At 56.0% G+C, this 21,765-nt stretch carries 12 protein-coding genes; 3 read left to right on the top strand and 9 right to left on the bottom strand.

What is annotated here, in order from left to right:
* The first annotated feature begins 171 nt into the window (after positions 1–171).
* Positions 172–1,581 (top strand): MFS transporter, encoded by a 1,410-nt coding sequence (locus IAE30_RS19565; RefSeq protein WP_038643581.1) that lies wholly within the window; start codon positions 172–174, stop codon positions 1,579–1,581.
* 198 nt (positions 1,582–1,779) lie between these two features.
* On the opposite strand, the gene IAE30_RS19560 is transcribed toward IAE30_RS19565, so the two are convergent.
* The 3 genes from IAE30_RS19560 to IAE30_RS19550 are packed head-to-tail and all read right to left on the bottom strand — an operon-like array spanning position 1,780 to position 5,632.
* On the bottom strand, positions 1,780–3,099 hold the full coding sequence (locus tag IAE30_RS19560) for a cytochrome c (RefSeq protein ID WP_038643583.1): 1,320 nt from the start codon (positions 3,097–3,099) through the stop codon (positions 1,780–1,782).
* Between the two features lie 11 nt (positions 3,100–3,110).
* On the bottom strand, positions 3,111–4,895 hold the full coding sequence (locus IAE30_RS19555) for a GMC family oxidoreductase (RefSeq protein ID WP_038643584.1): 1,785 nt from the start codon (positions 4,893–4,895) through the stop codon (positions 3,111–3,113).
* A 2-nt stretch (positions 4,896–4,897) separates the two neighbouring features.
* Positions 4,898–5,632: a gluconate 2-dehydrogenase subunit 3 family protein gene (locus IAE30_RS19550; protein ID WP_038643585.1), complete on the bottom strand. Its 735-nt coding sequence runs from the start codon at positions 5,630–5,632 to the stop codon at positions 4,898–4,900.
* 295 nt (positions 5,633–5,927) lie between these two features.
* Here IAE30_RS19550 and sbmA point away from each other — a divergent pair, with 295 nt between their 5' ends.
* Positions 5,928–7,163: a peptide antibiotic transporter SbmA gene (gene sbmA / locus IAE30_RS19545; protein WP_045815970.1), complete on the top strand. Its 1,236-nt coding sequence runs from the start codon at positions 5,928–5,930 to the stop codon at positions 7,161–7,163.
* Between the two features lie 208 nt (positions 7,164–7,371).
* Here sbmA and IAE30_RS19540 read toward each other — a convergent pair whose 3' ends face one another.
* The 4 genes from IAE30_RS19540 to IAE30_RS19525 form a co-directional block, all read right to left on the bottom strand.
* Positions 7,372–9,012 (bottom strand): dihydroxyacetone kinase subunit DhaK, encoded by a 1,641-nt coding sequence (locus IAE30_RS19540; protein WP_200538023.1) that lies wholly within the window; start codon positions 9,010–9,012, stop codon positions 7,372–7,374.
* A gap of 120 nt (positions 9,013–9,132) precedes the next feature.
* On the bottom strand, positions 9,133–10,182 hold the full coding sequence (locus IAE30_RS19535) for a YncE family protein (protein WP_038643589.1): 1,050 nt from the start codon (positions 10,180–10,182) through the stop codon (positions 9,133–9,135).
* Between the two features lie 215 nt (positions 10,183–10,397).
* Positions 10,398–10,607, bottom strand: a complete 210-nt coding sequence (locus IAE30_RS19530; RefSeq protein WP_200680765.1) for a DUF1471 domain-containing protein — start codon at positions 10,605–10,607, stop codon at positions 10,398–10,400.
* A gap of 291 nt (positions 10,608–10,898) precedes the next feature.
* Positions 10,899–12,086: an MFS transporter gene (locus IAE30_RS19525; protein WP_200680763.1), complete on the bottom strand. Its 1,188-nt coding sequence runs from the start codon at positions 12,084–12,086 to the stop codon at positions 10,899–10,901.
* 103 nt (positions 12,087–12,189) lie between these two features.
* Here IAE30_RS19525 and IAE30_RS19520 point away from each other — a divergent pair, with 103 nt between their 5' ends.
* Positions 12,190–13,140 (top strand): AraC family transcriptional regulator, encoded by a 951-nt coding sequence (locus tag IAE30_RS19520; RefSeq protein WP_038643594.1) that lies wholly within the window; start codon positions 12,190–12,192, stop codon positions 13,138–13,140.
* A 74-nt stretch (positions 13,141–13,214) separates the two neighbouring features.
* Here IAE30_RS19520 and IAE30_RS19515 read toward each other — a convergent pair whose 3' ends face one another.
* Together IAE30_RS19515 and IAE30_RS19510 are read right to left on the bottom strand one after the other, a co-directional pair.
* Positions 13,215–14,759, bottom strand: a complete 1,545-nt coding sequence (locus tag IAE30_RS19515; RefSeq protein ID WP_200680761.1) for a PAS domain-containing methyl-accepting chemotaxis protein — start codon at positions 14,757–14,759, stop codon at positions 13,215–13,217.
* Between the two features lie 371 nt (positions 14,760–15,130).
* The gene (locus IAE30_RS19510) at positions 15,131–21,214 is read right to left on the bottom strand and encodes an autotransporter outer membrane beta-barrel domain-containing protein (RefSeq protein WP_200680759.1); all 6,084 of its coding nucleotides are present in this window, start codon (positions 21,212–21,214) and stop codon (positions 15,131–15,133) included.
* Between the last annotated feature and the right edge of the window lie 551 nt (positions 21,215–21,765).

Raw genomic sequence — 21,765 nt, 5'->3', positions numbered from 1 at the left:
GCGATCACACTTCTGTGAACTGCAACGTAGATTGCGAAAATGTCACCGTTGCCCCTCTCGGCAACCCGCGATGAATTGATTATCCTGCTATTCCTTCGCTTGCTAACGGTTAATTATTTTTAAAACCCATAAAACCGTGCGAGTTCTGCAAACACCGAGGTTTATCCAATAATGACAACAATCACTTCGACAGGGATGGCGAACGATCACATCGCAGCGGATCGCCGCACCTTAGCCGGGCGCATCGATGCGCTGCCCTCATCCGCAGGCTTATGGCGTTTTATTACGCTGCTGGCACTGGGTGGTTTTTTTGAACTCTACGATCTGTTTGAAACCGGCTATATCAGCTCTGGTCTACTGGCTGCTGGCGTGTTTCATACCGGCTCGGAAGGGGTCTTCGGCATTGCTGACCAGGCTGCCTTTGCTTCTGCCACTTTCCTCGGCCTGTTCGTCGGTGCCAGCCTGTTAGCACCCTATGCCGACCGCTTTGGTCGTCGTCTAACCTTTATGTGCGCACTGGCATGGTACGGCGTGTTCTCGCTGTTGATGGCGTTCCAGCAGAGCGCTGAAATGATCATCCTGTTCCGCTTCCTGGTCGGTATTGGCCTCGGCGTTGAGCTGGTGACCATCGATACCTATCTGTCTGAATGGGTGCCTGCTCATCTCCGCAGCCGCGCTTTTGCCTACTCTTTCTTTATCCAGTTCCTGTCCGTACCCGCGGTGGCGCTGATGTCATGGTGGCTGGTGCCACAAACCATCCTGAGCCTTGAAGGCTGGCGCTGGGTGGTGATCGCTGGCGCTGTCTGTTCACTGGTAATCTGGCTGATTCGTAAAAACCTGCCGGAATCGGCACGCTGGCTGGCACAGCAGGGCCGTCATCAGGAAGCGCATAAGGTGCTGAGTGAAATGGAGAAACGCTGCGGTATTGCGCCGGTCGCAGATTTCTCTGACAGCGATGCCTCCGCAGCGTTGCCGAAAAAAGGTCGCTTCAGCGAGATTTGGTCACCGGCTTACCGCAAGCGTACGCTGATGCTGGTGGTGATGAATTTCTTCCAGGCGATTGGCTTCTTCGGCTTCGGTAACTGGCTGCCTGCGTTGCTGTCCGGTAAAGGTGCGACCGTGACGCACAGCTTGCTGTATGCCTTTTTCATTACTCTCGCCTATCCGCTGGGCTCACTGATTTGCAGCCGCTACGCCGATAAACTCGAGAACAAATGGCAAATCGTTTTCTCCTCCCTGATGACGGTGGTGTTCGGTACGCTGTTTGCGCTGGCAACCAATCCGGTGCTGATGATCATCTGTGGCTTCCTGATCACCTATAGCAACGCGTGGCTGACCTTTAGCTATCACGCTTACCAGACCGAGATTTTCCCTACGCATATTCGCGCTCGCGCGGTGGGTTTCTGCTACTCGTTCAGCCGCCTGTCGACGGTGTTCAGCAGTATTTTGATTGGCCTTATTTTGCAGTACGCCGGCAGTCAGGGCGTGATCGCCTTTATCGTGCTGAGCATGCTGATGGTCATGCTGTCAGTGGGGATTTACGGTCCGAAGACGCGTGGGCTGGATTTGGAGAATATTTAACAAGACGGAAGGTGTCTTGATATCCAGCGGTAGGTAACGGGTGATAACGCAGTCCGGAGCCGCTTAGGTCTGACGTCCTCGCGACGCAGAAGTGCATCAGCCCGCGCTCACGCACATAATAAAAGGCCGCCAATGATGATAATGGCGGCCTTATCGGGTTAAAGCGGTATGCAAACTTGCACCCCGCTTTATGTTACTTTACTGCCCTTCCAGCACCTTAATATCCGCACTGCCTTGCTTCGACTCGACCGCTTCATCCTTACGCAGCTTCGCCACATCCTTCGCCGTTACCGTCGACTTCGCGCCGTTACCCCAGCTGCCGCGGATGAAGTTCACTACATCAGCGACCTGGTTGTCGTTCAGACGCCAGCCGAACGCCGGCATGGTGATGGCTGACGGTGCACCCTGCACGCCAGGCAAGGTGCCGCCCACCAGCACGATATGGATCAGCGAGGTGGGATCCTCGGCCATCACCACCGGATTGCCACGCAGCGCCGGGTAGAAGCGCTGATAGCCGCTGCCGTCGGTTTTATGACAGGCCGCACAGCTATCGACATACACTGATGCGCCTGGCTGGCTGTCATCGCCCTTCCACAATGCTTTGGCAACGGCATCGTCCTGCGTAAACACTGTCTGGCTGGCATCCTTCGCACCCAGCGATTTCAGATACTTAGCAATGGCGCTGATATCTTCGTCGTTCAAATACTGCAGGCTGTGCTGTACCACGTCGGTCATGCCACCAAACACAGCGGTGTGATCGTTGCGGCCATAGCGCAGGAACTGTTTCAGGTCACCTTCGCTCCAGCGGCCTAAACCATCACGGTTGTCACCACGCAGATTGCTGGCGGTCCAGCCGTCAATCGGTGCGCTGCTGCCTGACAGGTAATCATTGCCTTCACCGTTGGTCAGCGCTTTTTCCTGCATGGTGATGCTGCGTGGCGTATGGCAGGCACCGCAGTGACCCAATCCTTCCACCAGATAACGACCACGCGCCAGCGCCGGATCTTCCTGCGCGGCTGGCTGGAACGCTTTCACGTCTGGTGCAAACATGCCGCGCCAGATGGAGAGCGGCCAGCGCATCGACAGCGGCCAGGGAATATCGCTGTCTTTGTTAGCCTGCGACACCGGCTGTACGCCATGCATAAAGTAGGCATACAACGCCTGCATGTCGTCATCGCTGACCACCGCGTAAGACGGATAAGGCATCGCTGGATAGAGCGTATCGCCATTTTTCGCCACGCCGTGACGCACCGCTTTCTGGAAATCGTCGTAGCTGTAGTCACCGATACCGGTGGTTTTATCCGGCGTGATGTTGGTGGAGTAAATGGTGCCAATGGGCGTCGCCATCGGTAAGCCACCTGCAAACGGCTTGCCGCCTGCAGTGCTGTGACAGGCCACGCAGTCGCCCGCGCGCGCCAGATACTCACCGCGCTTTACCAGTGCGTCCGAACCTGCTTCGTCCGCCACTGCGGCGAACGTCATCGTGCCCAGAAACAGGGCCAAAATGCTTTTGATCATCGCCGTGTTCCTTATGCCTGAACCAGTGGGCCGGGGTTTTTCAGATACTGCTCGCGGATAGCTTTGGCTGACCAGTAGCTCAGCGCCGCCACCATGCCGGTTGGGTTGTAGCCGAGGCCCTGCGGGAACGCAGACGCACCAGGGACAAACACGTTTGGCACATCCCAGCTCTGCAGATAGCGGTTTACCGCACTGGTTTTCGGATCTTCACCCATGATCGCACCGCCGCTCATGTGCGTGGTCTGGTACACGGTAGTATCGAAGTGCGTGCCTGGTCCTTTGGCGCCGCCGATGATCATTTTTGGGTTCATCGCTTCGGTGATTTTGCGCATCTTGCCGACCATAAACTGCGCCATCTTGATGTCGTTATCCTGCCAGTCAAAAGTCATGCGCAGCAGCGGCTGACCATAGACATCTTTGTAGTTCGGATCGAGATCGAGATAGTTAGCGCGATACGACTGGTGCGCACCGTGCGCATCCATCGAAATGTGATGGTTGTAAGTATCGGCGACAGCAGCTTTCCACTGGCTGCCCCAGTTTGGCGTGCCTTTTGGCGTTGGCAGACCGGAGATCGGCTTGGTACCCGCCTGATTCACCCAGAACGGTGAGCCGCCGACAAAACCGTGTGGACCGTGGTCGAAGTTATCCGCGTTGAAGTCATCCACCGCGACGCCCGCACCGCCTGCCCCGATAAACGGGTTGGTGGTGGTGTTCTTGTCGAACAGCGCTTTCAGGGTCGAGATGTTCTGATAGGCAAAGTTACGGCCTACTACACCTTCGTTGCTGATCGGGTTATACGGTTTGCCGATGCCTGACAGCAACATCAGATGCACGTTATGGAACTGGAACGCCGACAGAATAACCAGATCTGCAGGCTGCACCACTTCACGGCCCTGGCCATCCAGATAGGTCACGCCAGTGGCACGCTTCTTGTCATCCGTCAGATTCACACGCAACACGTAGGAGTTGTTACGCAGTTCGAACTTCGGCTCCTGACGTAGTGCAGGCAGGATATTTACGTTCGGCGACGCTTTGGAGTACATGTAGCAGGCATAACCGCTGCAGTAACCGCAGAAGTTACACGGCCCCATCTGTGCGCCGTAGGTGTTGGTGTACGGGCCTGAGGTGTTTGCCGACGGCATATCGTAAGGGTGATAACCCACTGATTCAGCGGCCTGTGCAAACAACTGTGCAGAATAAGTGCGTTTCTGTGCAGGCAGTGGGAAAGCACTGGAACGATCCGGCGCGTAAGGGTTACCGCCTTTCTCTTTGCCCTGCAGCTGGCCTTTGATCGACCAGGCGCTGCCGGACGTACCAAATACTTTTTCAGCCTGATCAAAGAACGGCTCCAGCTCATCATAGCTGACGCCAAAGTCCTGAATCGTCATACCTTCCGGGATGAAGTTTTTACCGTAGCGTTGCTCGTAGTGGCTGCGCAGGTTCAGCTCCACCGGATCGACACGAAAATGTACGCCGGACCAGTGCAGACCCGCACCGCCGGTGCCGGTGCCCGGCAAAAATGCCGCCAGCTGGCGATAAGGCACCGCCGTTTGTGAAGCATCGTGACGGATAGTGACGGTGCTTTTTGACAGATCCTGGAACAGCTTTTTGCGGATGTTATACGTCAGTTCATCAATCGACTGCGGGTAAGAACCATCAGGATAGGTATCACGATGCGGACCGCGCTCCAGTGCGACCACCGTCAGACCGGCCTCGGTGAGTTCTTTCGCCATGATCGCGCCAGCCCAGCCGAAACCCACGACCACTGCATCTACTTTTTTCAATTCATTTGCCACGGTTACGCCCTCTCCCCGCGAATATCCACTGACGGGAACGGATAACGTTCACCGCGCTCTACCCAATCCATAAAGTCGGCGCGTGCGCCTGGGAAGCCAATCAGCTTCCAGCCCACCATGCCCTGGTTTCCACCATGGATTGGATCGCTGAAGTAACCCTCGCGGGTGTTCTGCAGCAGGAAGGAGAAGAAGGTCTTAGCTGCCAGCTGCGGAAATTCCGCCTGGCCGCTTTCAAACGCAGTGAGCAGTGCGTCTTGCTGTTCACCGGTTAACTCGGCAAACACTTTGCCATGCTGTTTTTTGCTCCAGCCATCCGCATCAGCGAGGCCGAGGCGATAAATTTGCTGCGGCACCAGCGGAGACTGATAGCCCAGCTCTTTGGGCAAATCGGGATTGAAAGGTCCCTGCATGTACCAGTTGCTGCCGGTGGCGTAAGGCGTGTTCATTTGACGATCGATAAACTCCGGCACGCCAGCTTCCAGTGCGCCAGGGCCGCGTTCGTCATTGGGGATCAGGCGCGCCACTGCCGCAGTGATAAAGGCAAACTCTTCCGCCGTAAACCAGGTGGGCTGATAAGCGCGTGCTTGCTGAGGTGCGACGGGTTGCTCTGCTGCTCCTGCGGCCATTGGTACCACCAACGCGCCCATCGCCGAACCGCCAACGGCCATGGCTGGCGCCAGGGTGATGGTTCTCAGCAGAAAATCCCTGCGACTGTGGCCATTTTTTTGTTCTGACATGACATTGCCTCATTACCACATGAATGCGGTATGAAAGTTAACTCGTTGCGTTGTATTGTTTTTTTAGTTGTGGCTTAAGGGATACAGCGTCACTGTTACCGGTAACAGTGCGCATAGTGTAACACTACAAACAGTATTAATTTAGTTTCTAGAAACAAATGCGCACAAATTACTTAACAACTCGCAGCACTGCTTTACATAACTGCGCCGATGCTGTCATCGTCAGATACAACCCACAACAGACAAAACACTGTCTGACGCGGTATAAAAGAGTACACACAACAGCGGAGTGCCTATGTTTAAGTCCTATTTTCCGCGGCCAGCGCTGTTTTTCAGCTCGGCCGCGATTTGGAGTTTGATTGCGATTTTCGCCTGGTTTGGTTTTGCCAATGATTTGCCTGCTCTGTGGCCTTCGCTGCATGCGGCGATGCAACAGCCGCTGCCCACCAATGCCAGCCGTTTTATTCACGCCAGCCAGTTATGGTTCTATGCCTATTACTGGATTGTTGCGGCGATTTTCGCCCTTGCCTGGAAGGTGATTGATAACCATCCGTGGCAGCGCTGGTCAGTGTGGGGCGCAGCCTTAATCATCTTTGTCACCTGGTTTGGTGTGCAGGTCGGCGTAGCGGTTAATGCCTGGTATGGTCCATTCTATGATTTGATTCAAAAGGCCTTAACCAAAGCTGGATCGGTGCAGATTGCTGAATTTTACCAGCAGGTTCTCGCCTTTTTAGGTATCGCATTGATTGCGGTAGTGATTGGCGTGATGAACTCATTCTTTATCAGCCACTGGGTGTTCCGCTGGCGCACCGCGATGAACAACTATTACATGCATAACTGGCAGCGCCTGCGCCATGTTGAAGGTGCCGCACAGCGTGTTCAGGAAGACACCATGCGCTTTGCCAGCACGCTGGAAGATTGGGGCGTGAGCTTTATTCAGGCGATTATGACTCTGGTGGCGTTCCTGCCGGTGCTGATCACCCTGTCACACCACGTCAAAGATATCCCGCTGCTAGGCAACATTCCGTATGCGCTAGTGATTGCGGCGGTGCTGTGGTCGGTGTTTGGTACCGGACTGCTGGCGATCGTCGGGATTAAATTACCGGGGCTGGAGTTCCGCAATCAGCGAGTTGAAGCTGCCTATCGTAAAGAGTTGGTGTATGGCGAAGACAACGCCGATCGCGCGTCACCGCCGACGGTGAATGAGCTGTTTAGCCGCGTGCGCTTTAACTATTTCCGTCTCTATTTCCACTATCTCTATTTCAACATCACCCGCATTCTCTATCTACAGGTCGATAACGTGTTCGGGCTGTTCCTGCTGTTCCCGTCGATTGTGGCCGGGACCATTACGCTCGGTTTGCTCAACCAGATAACCAATGTGTTTGATCAGGTACGATCGTCGTTCCAGTATCTGATCTCATCGTGGTCAACGCTGGTAGAACTGATGTCGATCTACAAACGTCTGCGCAGCTTCGAGCAAATTCTGGCGGATATCCCGCATCAAGAGATGATGCGCGAGTCGGCTGAGTAAGGTTGCGTTTTAGCGGCGTAATTGATGAAGTGAACCCCGAAAGTCGGGCACCACTCCAACGAGTAGGGGAACGACAATGAACAGTCGTAAGCAGTAACATCGCTTCAGGTGCGCGTGATACATCGCGCCGCTACCATTATGCGTAGGGGGAGCCTTCAGGCTGCTCCCCTAAAATGCATGAAGTTGAATGCTATTAGAACAGCAACAATTAACCAGCCAGCACCGCAAACACCTTCTCAACGGCGTAAGCACCCGGATCTTTCACCCCATCCAGATTCTGCTGATTCAGATACGCTGAACGTCCCGCTTTGGCACTCTGCATTTTTGCCGTGGCATCCGCGCCTTGCTGAGCGGCTTTCGCCGCAGCGGCCAGTGACTCACCCGCCACTAACGCCTCCAGCGCCGGTTGCAGCGCATCCACTAACGTACGATGTCCCGGCTGCGCACCACCGTAATGCTTCATACGTTCCAGACCGTGCATCAACGCCTGCGGCAAAGCGCTGCCCTCTTCAAGCTGTTGGCCGGCGCTGGTGAACAGAATCGACATCAGCACGCCACTTGAGCCGCCCATCACCGTGGCCAGTTGTTCACCGATCAGCGCCATCAGGGTTGGCAGCTCATCCAGCGGCAGCTGCTTGTCACGCAGACCGCGCTGAATCTTCTTTGCACCTGCCGCAAAGGTTGAGCCGGTATCACCGTCGCCAACTTTGGCATCCAGCGCGTTGAGTTCGCTTTCCAGATCGATCAACGTCTGCGTCACGCGGTCCACCAACTCAGCTACCTGAGCATTCTCGGACGGATCGAAATCCAGCACGCTGCCAACCTTTTCAGCACTCTGCAAACTGATCGGGGCGAAGTCATAGACCGGCACCCAACCCAGCACTTGCACTGGCGCATTCAGCGCCTCCAGGAACGGTTCCTCCAGCGCCAGCAATGACAGTGAGAACCCTTTCATATCCAACGCGCTGACCAGGGTTGCCGGGCCGATCAGATGGGTAACCCGCGCCGCCAGTGGCGACTGCAACACTTCACGCGTCAACACCGCCAGCTCCAGTTGGGAGAAGCCACCAAGGTTATTAATCAACAGCAGCGCCTGTTTGCCGTCTGGCAAGGACTGCGCCAGTTTATCGGTCATAATACTGCTGATTTTTCGGCTGTTTTGGGTATCCAGCGTCACCACGCCCGGCTCACCGTGGATGCCCATGCCCAGTTCGCTATGGCCTGCTTCGACGCGTTCATCACGCTTTTCGCCAGGAATATGGCAGGTCGCGAACGCCAGACCAATCGATGAGGTGGCATCAATCGCGCGTTGTGCCAGCGCTTTGACCTCATCCAGTGATTGCCCCTGCTCGGCGGCAAAACCGGCGATCTTATGCACCAGCACCGTCCCGGCAATGCCGCGTGGCTGTGGATTTTCCGGCAGCGCAATGTCGTCCTGCACCATCACCAACTCGACGTTGTAGCCGAGATTTTTCGCTTTCTCCGCCGCCAGCCCGAAGTTCAGTCTGTCGCCGGTGTAGTTCTTCACAATCAGCAGGCAACCGGCATCGCCGGTGACATTGATGATGGCATTGAGCACCGCATCGACGCTCGGTGAGGCAAAAATGTCTCCGCACACCGCCGCCGTGAGCATGCCTTTGCCGACAAAACCGGCATGCGCCGGTTCATGCCCCGATCCGCCGCCGGAGATCAGCGCCACTTTGCTCTTATCCCAATCCGTACGCACCAGCACGCGGATCTCATCACCGAGATCGAGACGGCTCAGGTTATGCCATGGCGTGCTCAGCAAAACCCCTTCGATGGCTTCGTTCACCAGATCGTTTTTCTCATGCATAAAAAACTGGCTCATTGCTTCCTCTCCATTGGTGTTGTCGAGGTAAAGGTAGCGTATATCGCGGGGGGATCGGGAAAGGAAAGTGCGGAAATGCAAAGGGCGGCACGCGCCGCCCTTTAATTAGGAAAACTACGATCAGAGATCGATTTTCAAAACGCTATCCGGATTTTTTGGCGGCTCTTTACGCGTGCCCGGCTGCTTGATGCTGACAAACAGCGCTTTACCGTCTGCTGACAGCGCCAGGCTGTTCGGCAGGCCAGGTGCTTTCACCGTGCGTTTCACTTTATAGCTGCTCGCGTCGATGATACTGATCTCACCCGCTTTGCGATGCGTGACGTACAGCTCGTTGCGATCGGCATTGAACAGTACCGCCAGAGATTCTGGCACATCAATCTTGTGAATCACCTGCTGAGTGCGGGAATCCAGCACCAGCACCTGAGGCTGTTTCGAGTCGCTCAGGAAGATGCGATGGCCCTGGGTATCCAGCGCGATATTCAGGAAGAAGTGATCTTTATCACCATCTATTTTCTGGCGTTTTTCAATCGCGTTGAGGCGCGTGTTGATGGTCACCAGTTCGCCATCGGCGTTGGTCACATACAATTTCTGCGCCGCAGAATCGATAGCCAAACCGGTGCCCATCTTACCGGTGTTTGGGACGGTGCTGACCAGCTTCAGGGTTTTGCCATCCACCACCCACACCACGCTCTGCTCACCGAGACCAGTGACATACACGCGGTCAGTTGCCGCATCGGCGACCACTTCACGCGGCTGCAGTGGACGGACATTTTCGCTGCGTTGACGCGCATCCAGCACCAGCGAGTTCAGCACTTTACCACTGCTGGCATCCACCGAGGTCAGCGCCGCGTCACGCGTGTTACCAAAGAACAGCGTGTTGGTTTTCTGGTTGATGGCAGCGCCAAAGGTGGGCAGATCGGTGCTGATGGTCTGCTTCACCGACAGATCCTGCGGGTCGAGACGGTAGACGGTGCCACCTTTGCCGCTGGCGTTTTGCGCCGTAGCAAGGAACAGCGCGTTATCGCTGTTGCTGAACGCCAGTTCGTAGGCCCCTTTGGAAATCACCTGGTTCAGCGGCTGAGACTCCGCAGCCAGCACCGCAGAGGAAGATAACAGCGCCGTTGCCAGCAGCAATGGACGCAGCGCCCATGTTGTTTTAATCGCTTTCATAACTTCTCCATAGCAAATCCACCGCCTCATGGCAGTGAAGTGAAAGCTCGACAGTGCAACCAATTTCAAAAAGACAGCCCGAGGCGAGCTGACGAAGGATGATTTTTTTTGAGAATAGTAATCATTTAGAGAGGAAAGCGACAGGTTTTTATCAGGTGACCAACGCCGCCAGGGCGCCCTAAGGCACCCTGTCAGCACAGAACGTTAACGCAGACTTATTTGGTCAGTTCGGCAGTCATGTGCACGCCGTTATTGAAGTTGGCTTCAGTCACTTTATAGGAAGCACCAACTTTATGCGCCTGAGCAGCGATTTGCGCTTCTGCACCATCGATGGTGGTATCCGTCGCGGTGATGCTTTGCGCAAAGCTAGCGAATGGCAGAACAGTCAGGGCAACAACAGCAGCAAAAGTTTTGATAGATTTCATGGTCAATTCCTCGTTGAATGTTTTATCAGGTAAGGCGTCATCGCCTTGTTGAGATAAATAATAGGCGTGAAATTGATCACAAAAAAGCGGAGAGATTTGGCATTGTCATTCTATTAATTTGAACAATAAAAGCACGTTTGGATTAACATCTGTGCAAAGGGTTAAAAATCCATGTTTTGATTGAAAGGCAGGATTTATGGCTGTGATAGAGAGAATAAAAAAAGGTCACCCTAAGGGTGACCTTCCGGTCCAGTGCATCTTCGCTTGAGCAGCATTGATACCGCCCAAGCCTTAACCGTGATGCCTGACGCGCGTGAAAATAGTGATCGCCGCCAGCAGCATCAGCACGCCACTGGCGAGGAACACACCGCCCGCACCGTTAAGATCAAACATCCAGCCACCTGCCGCGGCACCCGCAGTGATGGCCAGCTGAATGGTTGCCACCAGCAAACCACCGCCGGATTCGGCATCATCCGGCACCGCACGGGAGATCCAGGTTGACCAGCCCGTTGGCATCGAACCAAACGCAAGGCCCCACATGGCGACGCCCGCACCGACCAGCCACGGCAGATTGCCAAAACTCACCAGCACCACCGCCGTCACGCTCATCACCAGCGCCATGACGGTCAGCGTCAGAGAGACGCTACGCGTCACCAGGAAGCCCGCCAGCGAAGTACCGAAGAAATTCGCCACACCAAACGCCAGCAGCACCAGCGACAGCTGATTGATGTTGAGCTGTGCGCTACTTTCCAGGAACGGACGCAGATAGGTAAAGAAGGCAAAGTGTCCGGTGAACATCATGATCACCGCCAGCATGCCCCAGCGCATCAGGCTGTTGCGCAGCAGATCCAGCACGCCGCCGCTGCGCGCTTTATTCTCTGGCGGCATCGCAGGCAGCGTGAAGAACTGCCAGAACAGCGCCAGCACACCCAATACACCGGTCAGCAGGAAAATGTTACGCCAGCCAATCAGGCCCCCCAGATAGCTTCCCAACGGGGCGGCAATAATGGTCGCCAGTGAAATACCGCTGAACACTATCGAGAGCGCCTTCGGCACCTGATCGCTCGGTACCAGCCGCATGGTAATCGCGGTCGAGAGCGTCCAGAAGCCACCAATCGCCATGCCGAGCAGCACGCGCGCCAGCAGGATCATCGGCAGGTTCTCTGCAAATGCCACCAGCAGCGCCGAGGCAATCAGCAGCAGCGTGAAGGCCAGCATCACGAGGCGACGATCAAGACGGCGCGTAATGTTACCGATCACCAGGCTGGTGAGCAGCGCCACCAGCGCGGTCACGGTCACCGTTTGTCCCGCTTGCCCTTCGCTCACTTGCAGCGAGTCGGCAATCGGTGTCAGCAAGCTCACCGGCAGAAATTCGGCAGTTATCAGACCGAACACGCCAAAAGCCATGGCAAACACCGCGCCCCATGCGGGTTTATCCACCGCTATACTTGTTTCGACTACTTCAGTATCCAGACTCATTTGCGATCCCCATCACAAAAATTCAGGTTGTAAGCATAGTGAGACGACGCAAGACGATCTATGATACAAAAACTTTGTTTTTTGATAATTCGTCTGGATTCGTATGAGCCGCTATGAAGATCTGACCAGTGAACTGCTGATGGGCATGCGCCTGTATGGCGTGAAATACCAGCGTATCGCCTTACATACCCCTTTTGGTTTGCAATACGATGACGCACCGGGCAAGGCACAATTACACTTTGTCGGCCGTGGATCGTTAATGATCCGCTCAGCGTCTGGCGTGATCTATCCGTTGCAGGCGGGTGATGCACTGTTAATCCCGCATGGCAAAGCGCACGCGCTGATCTCCAGCGAGGATGCCATCTGTGAACCGATCGACACCTTCAACAGCAAACCGATCTGTGACAGCGTCTGTGACATTGGTGACAGCAGCGAAGGCTGCCCGGACGACAGCGATGTGATTCTGTTTAGCGCCTGCATGGCGTTTGAACTCGGCGGTATGCAGCCGCTGGTACACACCATGCCGGATGTCATGCTGGTGAGTACCTTGCTGGCGCAGTACCCTGAAATCCAGCCGATTCTTGATGCGATGGAGCGCGAAACCCGCGACCGCAAAGCCGGTTTCGCTGGCATTCTTTCCCGTCTGGCAGATGTGGTGGCAGCGCAGATTGTGCGCGGCTGGGTTGAGAACGGCTGCGGTAAGGGCAGCGGATTAGTGCAGGCGCTGCGCGACCCGCGTCTGAGCCAGGCGATGGCGGCCATGCATCGTGCGCCGGGCGAAAACTGGACGGTGGAACGTCTGGCGAGAGAATCGGGCAGTTCACGCTCGGTGTTTGCTGCCCGCTTTCAAACGGCCACCGGCATGACGCCGTTACGCTATCTCACCGAGTTGCGCATGCGGTTGGCGGTAGAGCGGATCGTCAATGAGGGTGAAGCGGTGGAAAGCGTCGCCTTCCACCTTGGTTACGGCTCGCTGGCGGCGTTTAGCCGGGCGTTTAAACGCATTGTCGGCTCACCACCCGGCGCGTTACGTGCAGCGCGCGAGACGCTTTAGCGAAACACGCCGATCGCTTCAAGCACGCGATTCGGCTGACGCTTTGGCGCGTTTCGCGCAGCGTGCGAGTTCCTTTAACGGAATACGCTAATCGCTTCCACCAGGCGATTCGCCTGACGCGTCATGCGCCCGGACGCTTCGGCGCTTTCCGCCACGCGAGCGGCATTCTGGTGCGTGATATCGTCGAGATCTTCCACTGCAGTACTCACTTCACTTAACGCGATGGACTGTTCCGCCGTGGCAGAACTGATCTGGGCAATCAATGCCGTGACGTTTTGCACCTGGTCGACAATATCCTGCATGGTGCGCCCGGCCGCATCAGCGTGATGACTACCCGACTGCACGCGACCCGCGCTGGTTTCCACCAGCGTTTTGATTTCACTGGCGGCTTTGGCGCTACGCTGCGCCAGGCTGCGCACCTCACCCGCGACCACTGCAAACCCTTTGCCCTGCTCACCAGCACGCGCCGCTTCCACCGCGGCGTTTAACGCCAGAATGTTGGTCTGGAAAGCGATACCGTCAATCACGCTGGTAATATTGGCGATGCGTTTCGAGCTGTCGGCGATATCCGCCATCATCCCCACCATCTCCTGCATCACTTCACCGCCTTTCAGCGCGGCGTGGCTGGTATTTTCTGACAGCTTATTCACTTCATTAGCCGTATCGGTGTTGCTTTTCACCGTGGCGGTCATTTCATTCATGGTGGCGGCGGTCTGCTGCACGTTGGCCGCTGCCTGCTCAGTGCGACGGCTCAATTCGTCGTTACTGCGCGCTATCGCACCGCTGGCACTGAGTACATTGATCGCCTGGCCGCTGACATCATCCACCAGCCAGCGGAACATCAGTCCGAGCTGTCCGATCGCACGCAGCGTGATCCCGATTTCATCCACACGATCTAACTGATCCACCTTATGACTGGCGCCAGTCGCGACGCTCAATGCCTGGCGGCAGATACGCTCCATTGGACGGGAAATCTGCTGCTCCAGCCACAGACTCGCCAACAGCAACAAACCGGCCATGCCAGCGGCAAAACCGCCCAGCGCCATCGGTGCGACTCCCAGCAGCCAGACGCCGATCACGGACAACGGCAGCACGGCGATCAAGGTGGATCGAATGCGCCAGCGCAGCGGCAGGGTTTTCAGCAGTGAGCCGAGACGACGCCAGCCGGTGCCGACCAGCAGCCCTTTATGGAAACGACGGCCTTTAGCACGCCCTTCACGGAAATCACGGTACAGCGCTTCGGTCTGACGGATCTCTTCGGCGGAAGGTTTGGTGCGCACCGACATGAAGCCCTGCACCTTTCCTTCGCGCACCACCGGAATCGCATTGGCTCGCACCCAATAGTGATCACCGTTCTTACGACGATTTTTCACCAGCGCAGTCCAGGGTTCGCCCTGTTTCAGGGTGGCCCACATGTCGGCAAACGCTTCCGGCGGCATATCCGGGTGACGCACCATGTTATGCGGTTGCCCAATGACCTCCTCCGGCTCGAAACCGCTGACCTCAATAAAGGCGTCGTTGGCATAGGTGATATGGCTGTTAAGGTCGGTGGTCGACATCAGCGTGGCGTCATCGTCAAAAATGAATTCACGCTGAGTGATAGGCTGGTTGTTCCGCATGTGTGTTGTCCTTGCAAGATGCAGGCTAAAGGAAAAAATCAATTACACTTTTTTACCTTTTCGGCAGCGCAGGGAGCGGTCTTTAGCGATGAGAATTAATTTTTATCCTGAATTAAAGCCACAGTGAATAATATCCCTGTTTTTTATGGCAGAAATCGATCGATAAAATTTTATTTAGAGTATATGAAATCAAGGTTTGCCGGGGCGCAAGATGAGCAAGGTGCACATCAATGTGTACCTAAGCCCATCCCACAATTGATGGCGACAAGGCCGAACACCGCATCCGCTTATTGACGCCATTTATCGCGACTTGTCCAAATACCGCAGTCCATTGACGACGGTATTTAAGGCGACTCTTGCAATGTCTTCACTTAAAACTGCCACCTTACGCCCACGTTATAGCGCCACCCTTTGGCACCGTTGCCGCTGATCTCTTTGCGATAATCCGCCTCCGCATACAGTGAAACATCTTTCTGCAACGTGGCGGTTCCGCCTGCGCCCACTTCCCACATCTGCCCAAAGTGGCCGCTGGTGAAAGTGGCGCTCAATGCAGGGTTTTCCACCGAAGAGACGTTGGTGTCCACCGTGCCGCCCCAACCTTTGTAGTAATTGGCGCGCAGGTAAGGGGTGTACTGGCGGTTGCTGTCATCCGTCCAGGTGCGATCCAGCCTTGCGCCTAAACGTCCGATGGTCTGGTTGTAGTCGCCGTAGCGCACCTTGTTACCGTCTTCATCGGTAAAGTCGTTCATGTTCAGCTTCATGTACATCAACTGCGCCTGCGGCTCCAGTTTGTAGCCATCGCCAAGATCAAATGGATAACCGCTCTCCATTGAGGCCGTCCAGCCATGACCTTTTAGCTTCGCCTCTTGTTTTTGCCGTGCGATATCGGTTTCACCACGATGCCAGTCGAACGACAGCACGCCATCCAGATAGAACCCGTTTTGACGCTGCCAGGTGCCGTAAAAGGCCAGGCTGTCGCTGTCGAAGGTGGTGCTGCTGTAGCCGTCGGCGGCATCCGGTCGAATCCGCGTATTACCGCGCGTGTAGGCTAAGCCACCGCGCAGGCTGTCTTTGTCACCGTCGAGGCGCAGAACGTTGCCACCTAGCTGCACCGCGCTGTAATCCAGATCGAAGTCGTAACCGTAATCACGGAAGCTCTGGTCACTTTTGTACTTCAGGTTGGAGCCGATGTAGCGCAGGAACATCTCGCCGCCCTCACCTTCCGGCCGTGTCTGCTCATGACGCAATTCGCCGAGACGCTTATGCAAATCGTCGATAATCGCGGAGGTGTAATACGCCAGCCCAACCGGTGCGGAGATGTAGGAGGGTACCTGCGGCACCACTGCGGGACGCGTATTGTAGGAGTGCTCAGAACCAAATGCATCGGTGATAAAGGTCGATGGGCAACTGGCGCCATCTTCACACACGTAATAATTCGCCAGCCGGTAATCCCAATAATTGTTGCCACTGCCGCTAACCAAACGCTGGCTGGGATCGGTACTGCCCGGTGCGAAAGTGTAGAGGCGGTATTGCCACGGCCCCGCAGCGAGATAGCCGTCTTTCAGGGCAAAACTATCAGGGCCAGCGTTACCCGCGACCTGTGCCAGTGAAATCCCCTCGTTACCCTCAATGCCGCCATTGCGATTTAAGTCCGTTAATCCGCCGGTGCTGCTGTCGGTCAGTTTGACGTTGATCAGCGTGGTGCCGGTGGCATTACCCGTGACATTGAGATGGTCGGTGAACTGGTTGCTCAGCGCGCCACCTGCGTTAAGATCAGTGATCAGATTAAGCTGACCGCCGCTGGAAGCCAGCGAACCATTGATATTCAAGGTGTTGCCCGGCGATCCTGCGCCGTTAGTCAGGTCGAGAATACCGGCGTTATTCACCGTAAGTGAATCCGCCGTGCCGCCCGCTAACGTCGGATGCACATTGTTACCCGCATACAGCGTTGAATTTTCATCGATATTAATGGTGCTGTGCGCCAGTTTGAGGTTATCCGTGAGCGTCCATTGGGTATCGGTAAAGTTAATGGTGCTCCAACCGCTGCCCAGGTTTACCCCTTTATTGAGATCGTCAGCGCCCAGGCTGCCACCACGAGAATCGATCTGATTAAACGTCAGCGTGTTTCCGGTTCCGCTGCCGCTGGTGAGGTGATAGGTGGTGCCGAGATCCACCTTACTGACCTCCGCGTTATTGTTATTGTCATTGCCCATGGTCAGGCTGCCGTTAAGCGATCCGCCCGTCCAGCGGAACACATCGGACCCGCCGCCGGGGTTGATATCGCCACGCACTTCCCCTTCGGTCAGCAGGATTTCATCATTAGCATTGCTGCCTGCCACCGCCACGGTTTGTGGATTGACGGTGATGATGTTGCCGAAGTTTTCGAAGAGGGTTTTGCCGCCGCGCAAATCCACCACCGGCGCGGTCAGACTGTTGGAGGTGAACGTCCCGGTGTTGACGATAGTGCCCGCCGTGCTGGAGATCAGTGCCGATCCGCCCGCCGGATTATCGATCGTGACATCTGCGGCGGTGGTGACATTGCCGGTGGTGTTGGCGCGAATACCGGTGCCACCCGCGCCGGTGACATTAAATTGATAGCCCGAGCCCAGCGTTAAATCGCCACGGGTAGTCGTTCCATCCGCATTGGCGATGTTCAAGCCGGTGCCGCTGCCTGACACATTGGTGGTCACCGTTGAGTCAGGATCAAACGGCACTGCGGTGCGGATACCGTTGCCATTCGCCACATTAAGCGTGAGGTTGCTCAAGCTAACATTGCTGAGTTCGGCGCCGTTTTCGATGCCGTTGCCGCTCCCTAATACATTCACTGTGGCATCGCTGGCACTGAGCGCGCTGGCACCGTTATCGACCAGGATGCCGTGCGCACTGCCACGCGTGGTGATCACGGTATCGCTGCCGGTTAATGCCAGCTGTGCGCCGTCACTGATGCGCACGCCCGCCACACCATTATCGACATTGATCACGCCGCCTTTGGCCAGCGTGCTGCCACTGCCAGACACATCCAATCCCGTGCCGTTCGCCACATTGACCGTACCGTTATTGGTCAGCGTGCTGCCCGCGCGCGAGCGGATACCGATATTGTTGCTGCCGGTGAGGTCTACCGTGCCGTTATTGACCACCATGGCACCGTTGGTGACATCAAAGCCGATGGCATTACTGCCTGCACCACTGAGATTGGCATTGCTGGTAACGATAGTGGCTGCTGACGTGCCATCCAGCGCGTTGCTCAGATCGGTGCGCAGATTATTGACCAGCACACCGACGGCACGATTGCCGCTCAGGTTAATGCTGCTGCCGCTATCAAGTGTGGTCGCGCCGCCGCCTTCGGTACGGATCGCGGTGCTGCCCTGGCCGCTGGCGGTAAGATTGACATTCGCCGTGTTCAGCGTGCTGCCACGGCCAGAGACGATCACGCCGGTGCTGTTGGCAGCGCTGGCGGTGAGCGTCGCTGGGTTGCTGAAGCTCAGCCCTGCGCCATCATCAATACGGTATCCGCTGGAATTCAGCGTATTCACGTCCAGCGCGTTGGCGGCAGAGTTGATACGTGAACCACTGCCCGCCGCGTGATAAGCAATCTGATCGCTGCTGTTGAAGTTAGGCGCCGAGCCAGCCGCGATATTCACCAATGCGCCGTTGAGTGCTTCCGCGCCTATCGCACCAGTACCGTTAAGATTCAAGTTGCCACTGTTGAGGTTAGCAATCGCCCGGTTACCGCTGGCGCTTACGCCCCTGCTGCGGTTGGTGGCACTGCCGCCGTTGACATTGATATTGCCGCTGTTGTTAGCCGTGGTATTGGCCGTGCTGCCGCTGCTGTTGAGCGCAATGCCGGTTCCGCCGTCATTAATATTGATGTTACCGCTGTTGGTGCCAGTCGCACCGCTCTCCACGCGTATGCCGGTGGCATTCGCGCCGCTGAAAGTAATGTCGCCGGTGTTATTGAGCTGGGCCCGATTGCGTGCCAGATAGCCGATCAACCCGCTTTGCGACGAATTGAGTGCCGCTGCAGAACTCAACGTGGTGCTGGCCACGGGCGCCCCGCTGTTGCTGCCCGCCAGCGTATGTTTCTGCCCATCGACAATCGCGCCAATGGCGTTATTGCCGGTGAGGTTGATAGTGGTGTCATTGTCGATGGTGCCTGTTGCGCCGCCTTCGATGTTGACGCCGGTCGCCCCCGCACCACTGACGTTCAGCGTGGCATTGCGGGTGTTCACTTCGGTACCGCCGGTGCCGCTGCCGTTTACCGCCACAGAACCCGCACCTGATGCCGTGAGCGACAGATCCGTGCCATCAAAATCTGCGCCCTGCTCAACGCGGAACAGTGTCGAATTGGACGTCGTGACATTGAAGGGATTATTGCCCGCCACGTTGATGCGCGCATTCGGGCCATAGGCGAAGAAAGCGATTTGATTGCTGCCGTTGCTGAACGTCGGTATCGCGTTGGCATCAACTTCCACTGTGGCATTGCCGCGCGCGTGCACGCCAATCGCGCCCGTGCCGCTCAGGTTCACCGGGCCGTTGACGTCCGCGCTCGCCTGCCCGGAGCCCTGACCCTCCACCCACACACCAAAGTTACGTGTGCCGCTGGCCGGATCGGCCCCCCCGGCCACGTTGATGCTCCCCGTTGAGCTGGCAGACGCGGTATTGCCATTGGTGGCAACCACCTTCACACCCGTACCGTTGACGCCGTTAAGGTTGATGGTGCCACTGTTATCGATGGTGCCGCTGCTGTTGGTCACCAGCATCCCCACGTTCTCACGCGGCACGCTCGCGGCAGCACCATTCACATCAATAGTGCCGTTATTGACCATGGTGACGCCGCTGGCTCCCGTTGCAGACATACCTGCCGCGTTCTGCACCTTTGAGCCAATCACGATATTGCCGTTGTTGATCGCTCTGCCGTGGGCCACCAGCGCAATCCCGCTGGTGAGTCCACTTTGATTCATCGCGGTATCCGCTACGCTGTCGGTCAGACTATTTTGCGGGCCACGGCCAATATAAATTTGCCCATCGGCATTGTTGGTGAAGAGGGAGGTCGGTGCTGTCAGCAGCACACCAGAGGCGGTGCCGCGTGCGCTGGAACCATTTACGCCAACGTTGATATTGCCGCTGTTGCTGGATGTCGCCTCATCTTCCAGCCGAATCCCCGCCACGCCATACTGCGAGTTACTGCCGATGGTAGCGAGATTCACGATGCCGTTGTTGTTAAACGCGCTGCCGCTCTGCACCAGCACACCGTTGGCACCATAACCGGTGGAGCCGATGCCGGTGCCATCCTGACGATTGAGGAACCCGCCATTAATGACGCCAGTGGTGCTGGTGCTGCCACTGCTCTGGTCAGAGAGCACCAGTGCCGTGCCGTTATTGGCGAGGGTGCCGCGGCTGGCGAGCTTGCCATCAATCACCGCCTGCGCGCCGTTGGAGGCTTTAATCGCCCCGCCTGTCGAACCCACGACTTCCAGTGTGTTGCCCGCCGCGAGATTGACACGAGCGTCTGGGCCATCGGCATTGACCACGATGCGGTTGCCAATCGGCTGCGTGACCTCATCCGGCGGCGTGGCGCTGACGTCGTACACAATATTGCCATTGGTGACGGTAACCGCTTTGTTGAACTCGGTCAGGTAGTTGGCTTTATCCAGATTGCCCGTCTGCAACTGACCAATCAGCCAGTTATTGTAAGTCTGCAATTCGCTGGCGCTGGTGACGGTGAAGGTGTGTGTGACGCCATCCAGCGTTTGCACATTCACGCTGCCGTTGTAGGTCGCAAGGTTCTGCACCTGAAAGGATTGCGTGGCGCCTGCACCATCCGGTGTCGCGGCAGTGCCGAAGAAGCTGATGCGATTGTTGGAATTCCAGTTCAGCGTGCTGTTGCTGCCCACCTGAAACAGCGTGGTTTGCTTCGCTGCCATGCTCCAGCTGTTGGTGCTGGCGCTGCTGGCGGCATTCGCTTGCCCAATATTCACATCAAGCAGGCCACCGTTGGAAACATCCGCGATGCGCGTGTTGATGTATTGATCGCCGTTAACGTTGACCACGTCCGGCACGGCGGTATCGGAAGTCACTGGCGTTTGTGCCACCAGGCTGGCGGAGTTGTAGACCTGGAAGGTGGTGTTACCGCCCGTGGTCGGATCGGGTACGGTGATGGCGAAGTTCTGCGGACCGGGATCAAGACGCGTCTGATTCAGAAACTGCGCACCCGATGTAATATTCACCTGCCCCAGGCTCGAACTCACTGAACCATCCGTTCCCGGGGCAAAATCTGGATTGCCGGTTAGCGTTTCATTGCTGCCGTTGACGTTAATATTCTGCTCGCCAAAAAGGTTGTCATTCACCTGCGGTGAATAGCTTCCCAACGTAATGGCTTGCGCGCTTATTGCCGGATAAAACAGCGCTTGCGCGGCTAATATTCCGAACGCAATCGGATTTAATGTGAACTTCATACTTCCTCCAGTGGGCGTGCAGCGTCCACGCTGTTATTGCAACAGCGTTAAATTCATCGCGAGGGGATAAAGCGGCAGGAATAACACCAACCCCGATGTGCAATTCATTTCAGAGAACCACTGTGTGAAGAAAGTCTGGTGCAGCGAATAAAGATTTAATTCTGTTTTTATAGATTAATTGGTTTTAGGTATAGACTTTTCTGCCATCGGACGCAAAAGGTAATTCGGGATAACCCGTTGTCATCATGGCGAAATATTTGTGAGGCGGGAAATACTTTGGGCGATAATTGAGTCCAGAAGTTTACAATCATTAGCTTGCTATCTTATTAATAATTTCTTTATTTTTCCTTAGCAGTTTACTTACGAATGGCACGGCATTATTGGCAGCATTAGCACCAGGCTAAGCGATACGGTGAAATGCAAAAAACGTGACAAAGATCACATTTTCGAGCGCACGATATCGAGGGGGACACCGGCTTTTCCCCACTGCTGCGGGCGATATCAGACTCACTTTCCGGTCCACCGCAGCGACACAATACGTTGCGCCACTA

The organism is Pantoea sp. S61, from assembly GCF_016625145.1.
In the GTDB taxonomy this organism is placed as follows: Bacteria; Pseudomonadota; Gammaproteobacteria; order Enterobacterales; family Enterobacteriaceae; genus Pantoea; species Pantoea rwandensis_B.
Note: the sequence above shows the minus strand (reverse complement) of the source record. Positions and strands in the feature narration are given on the sequence as shown.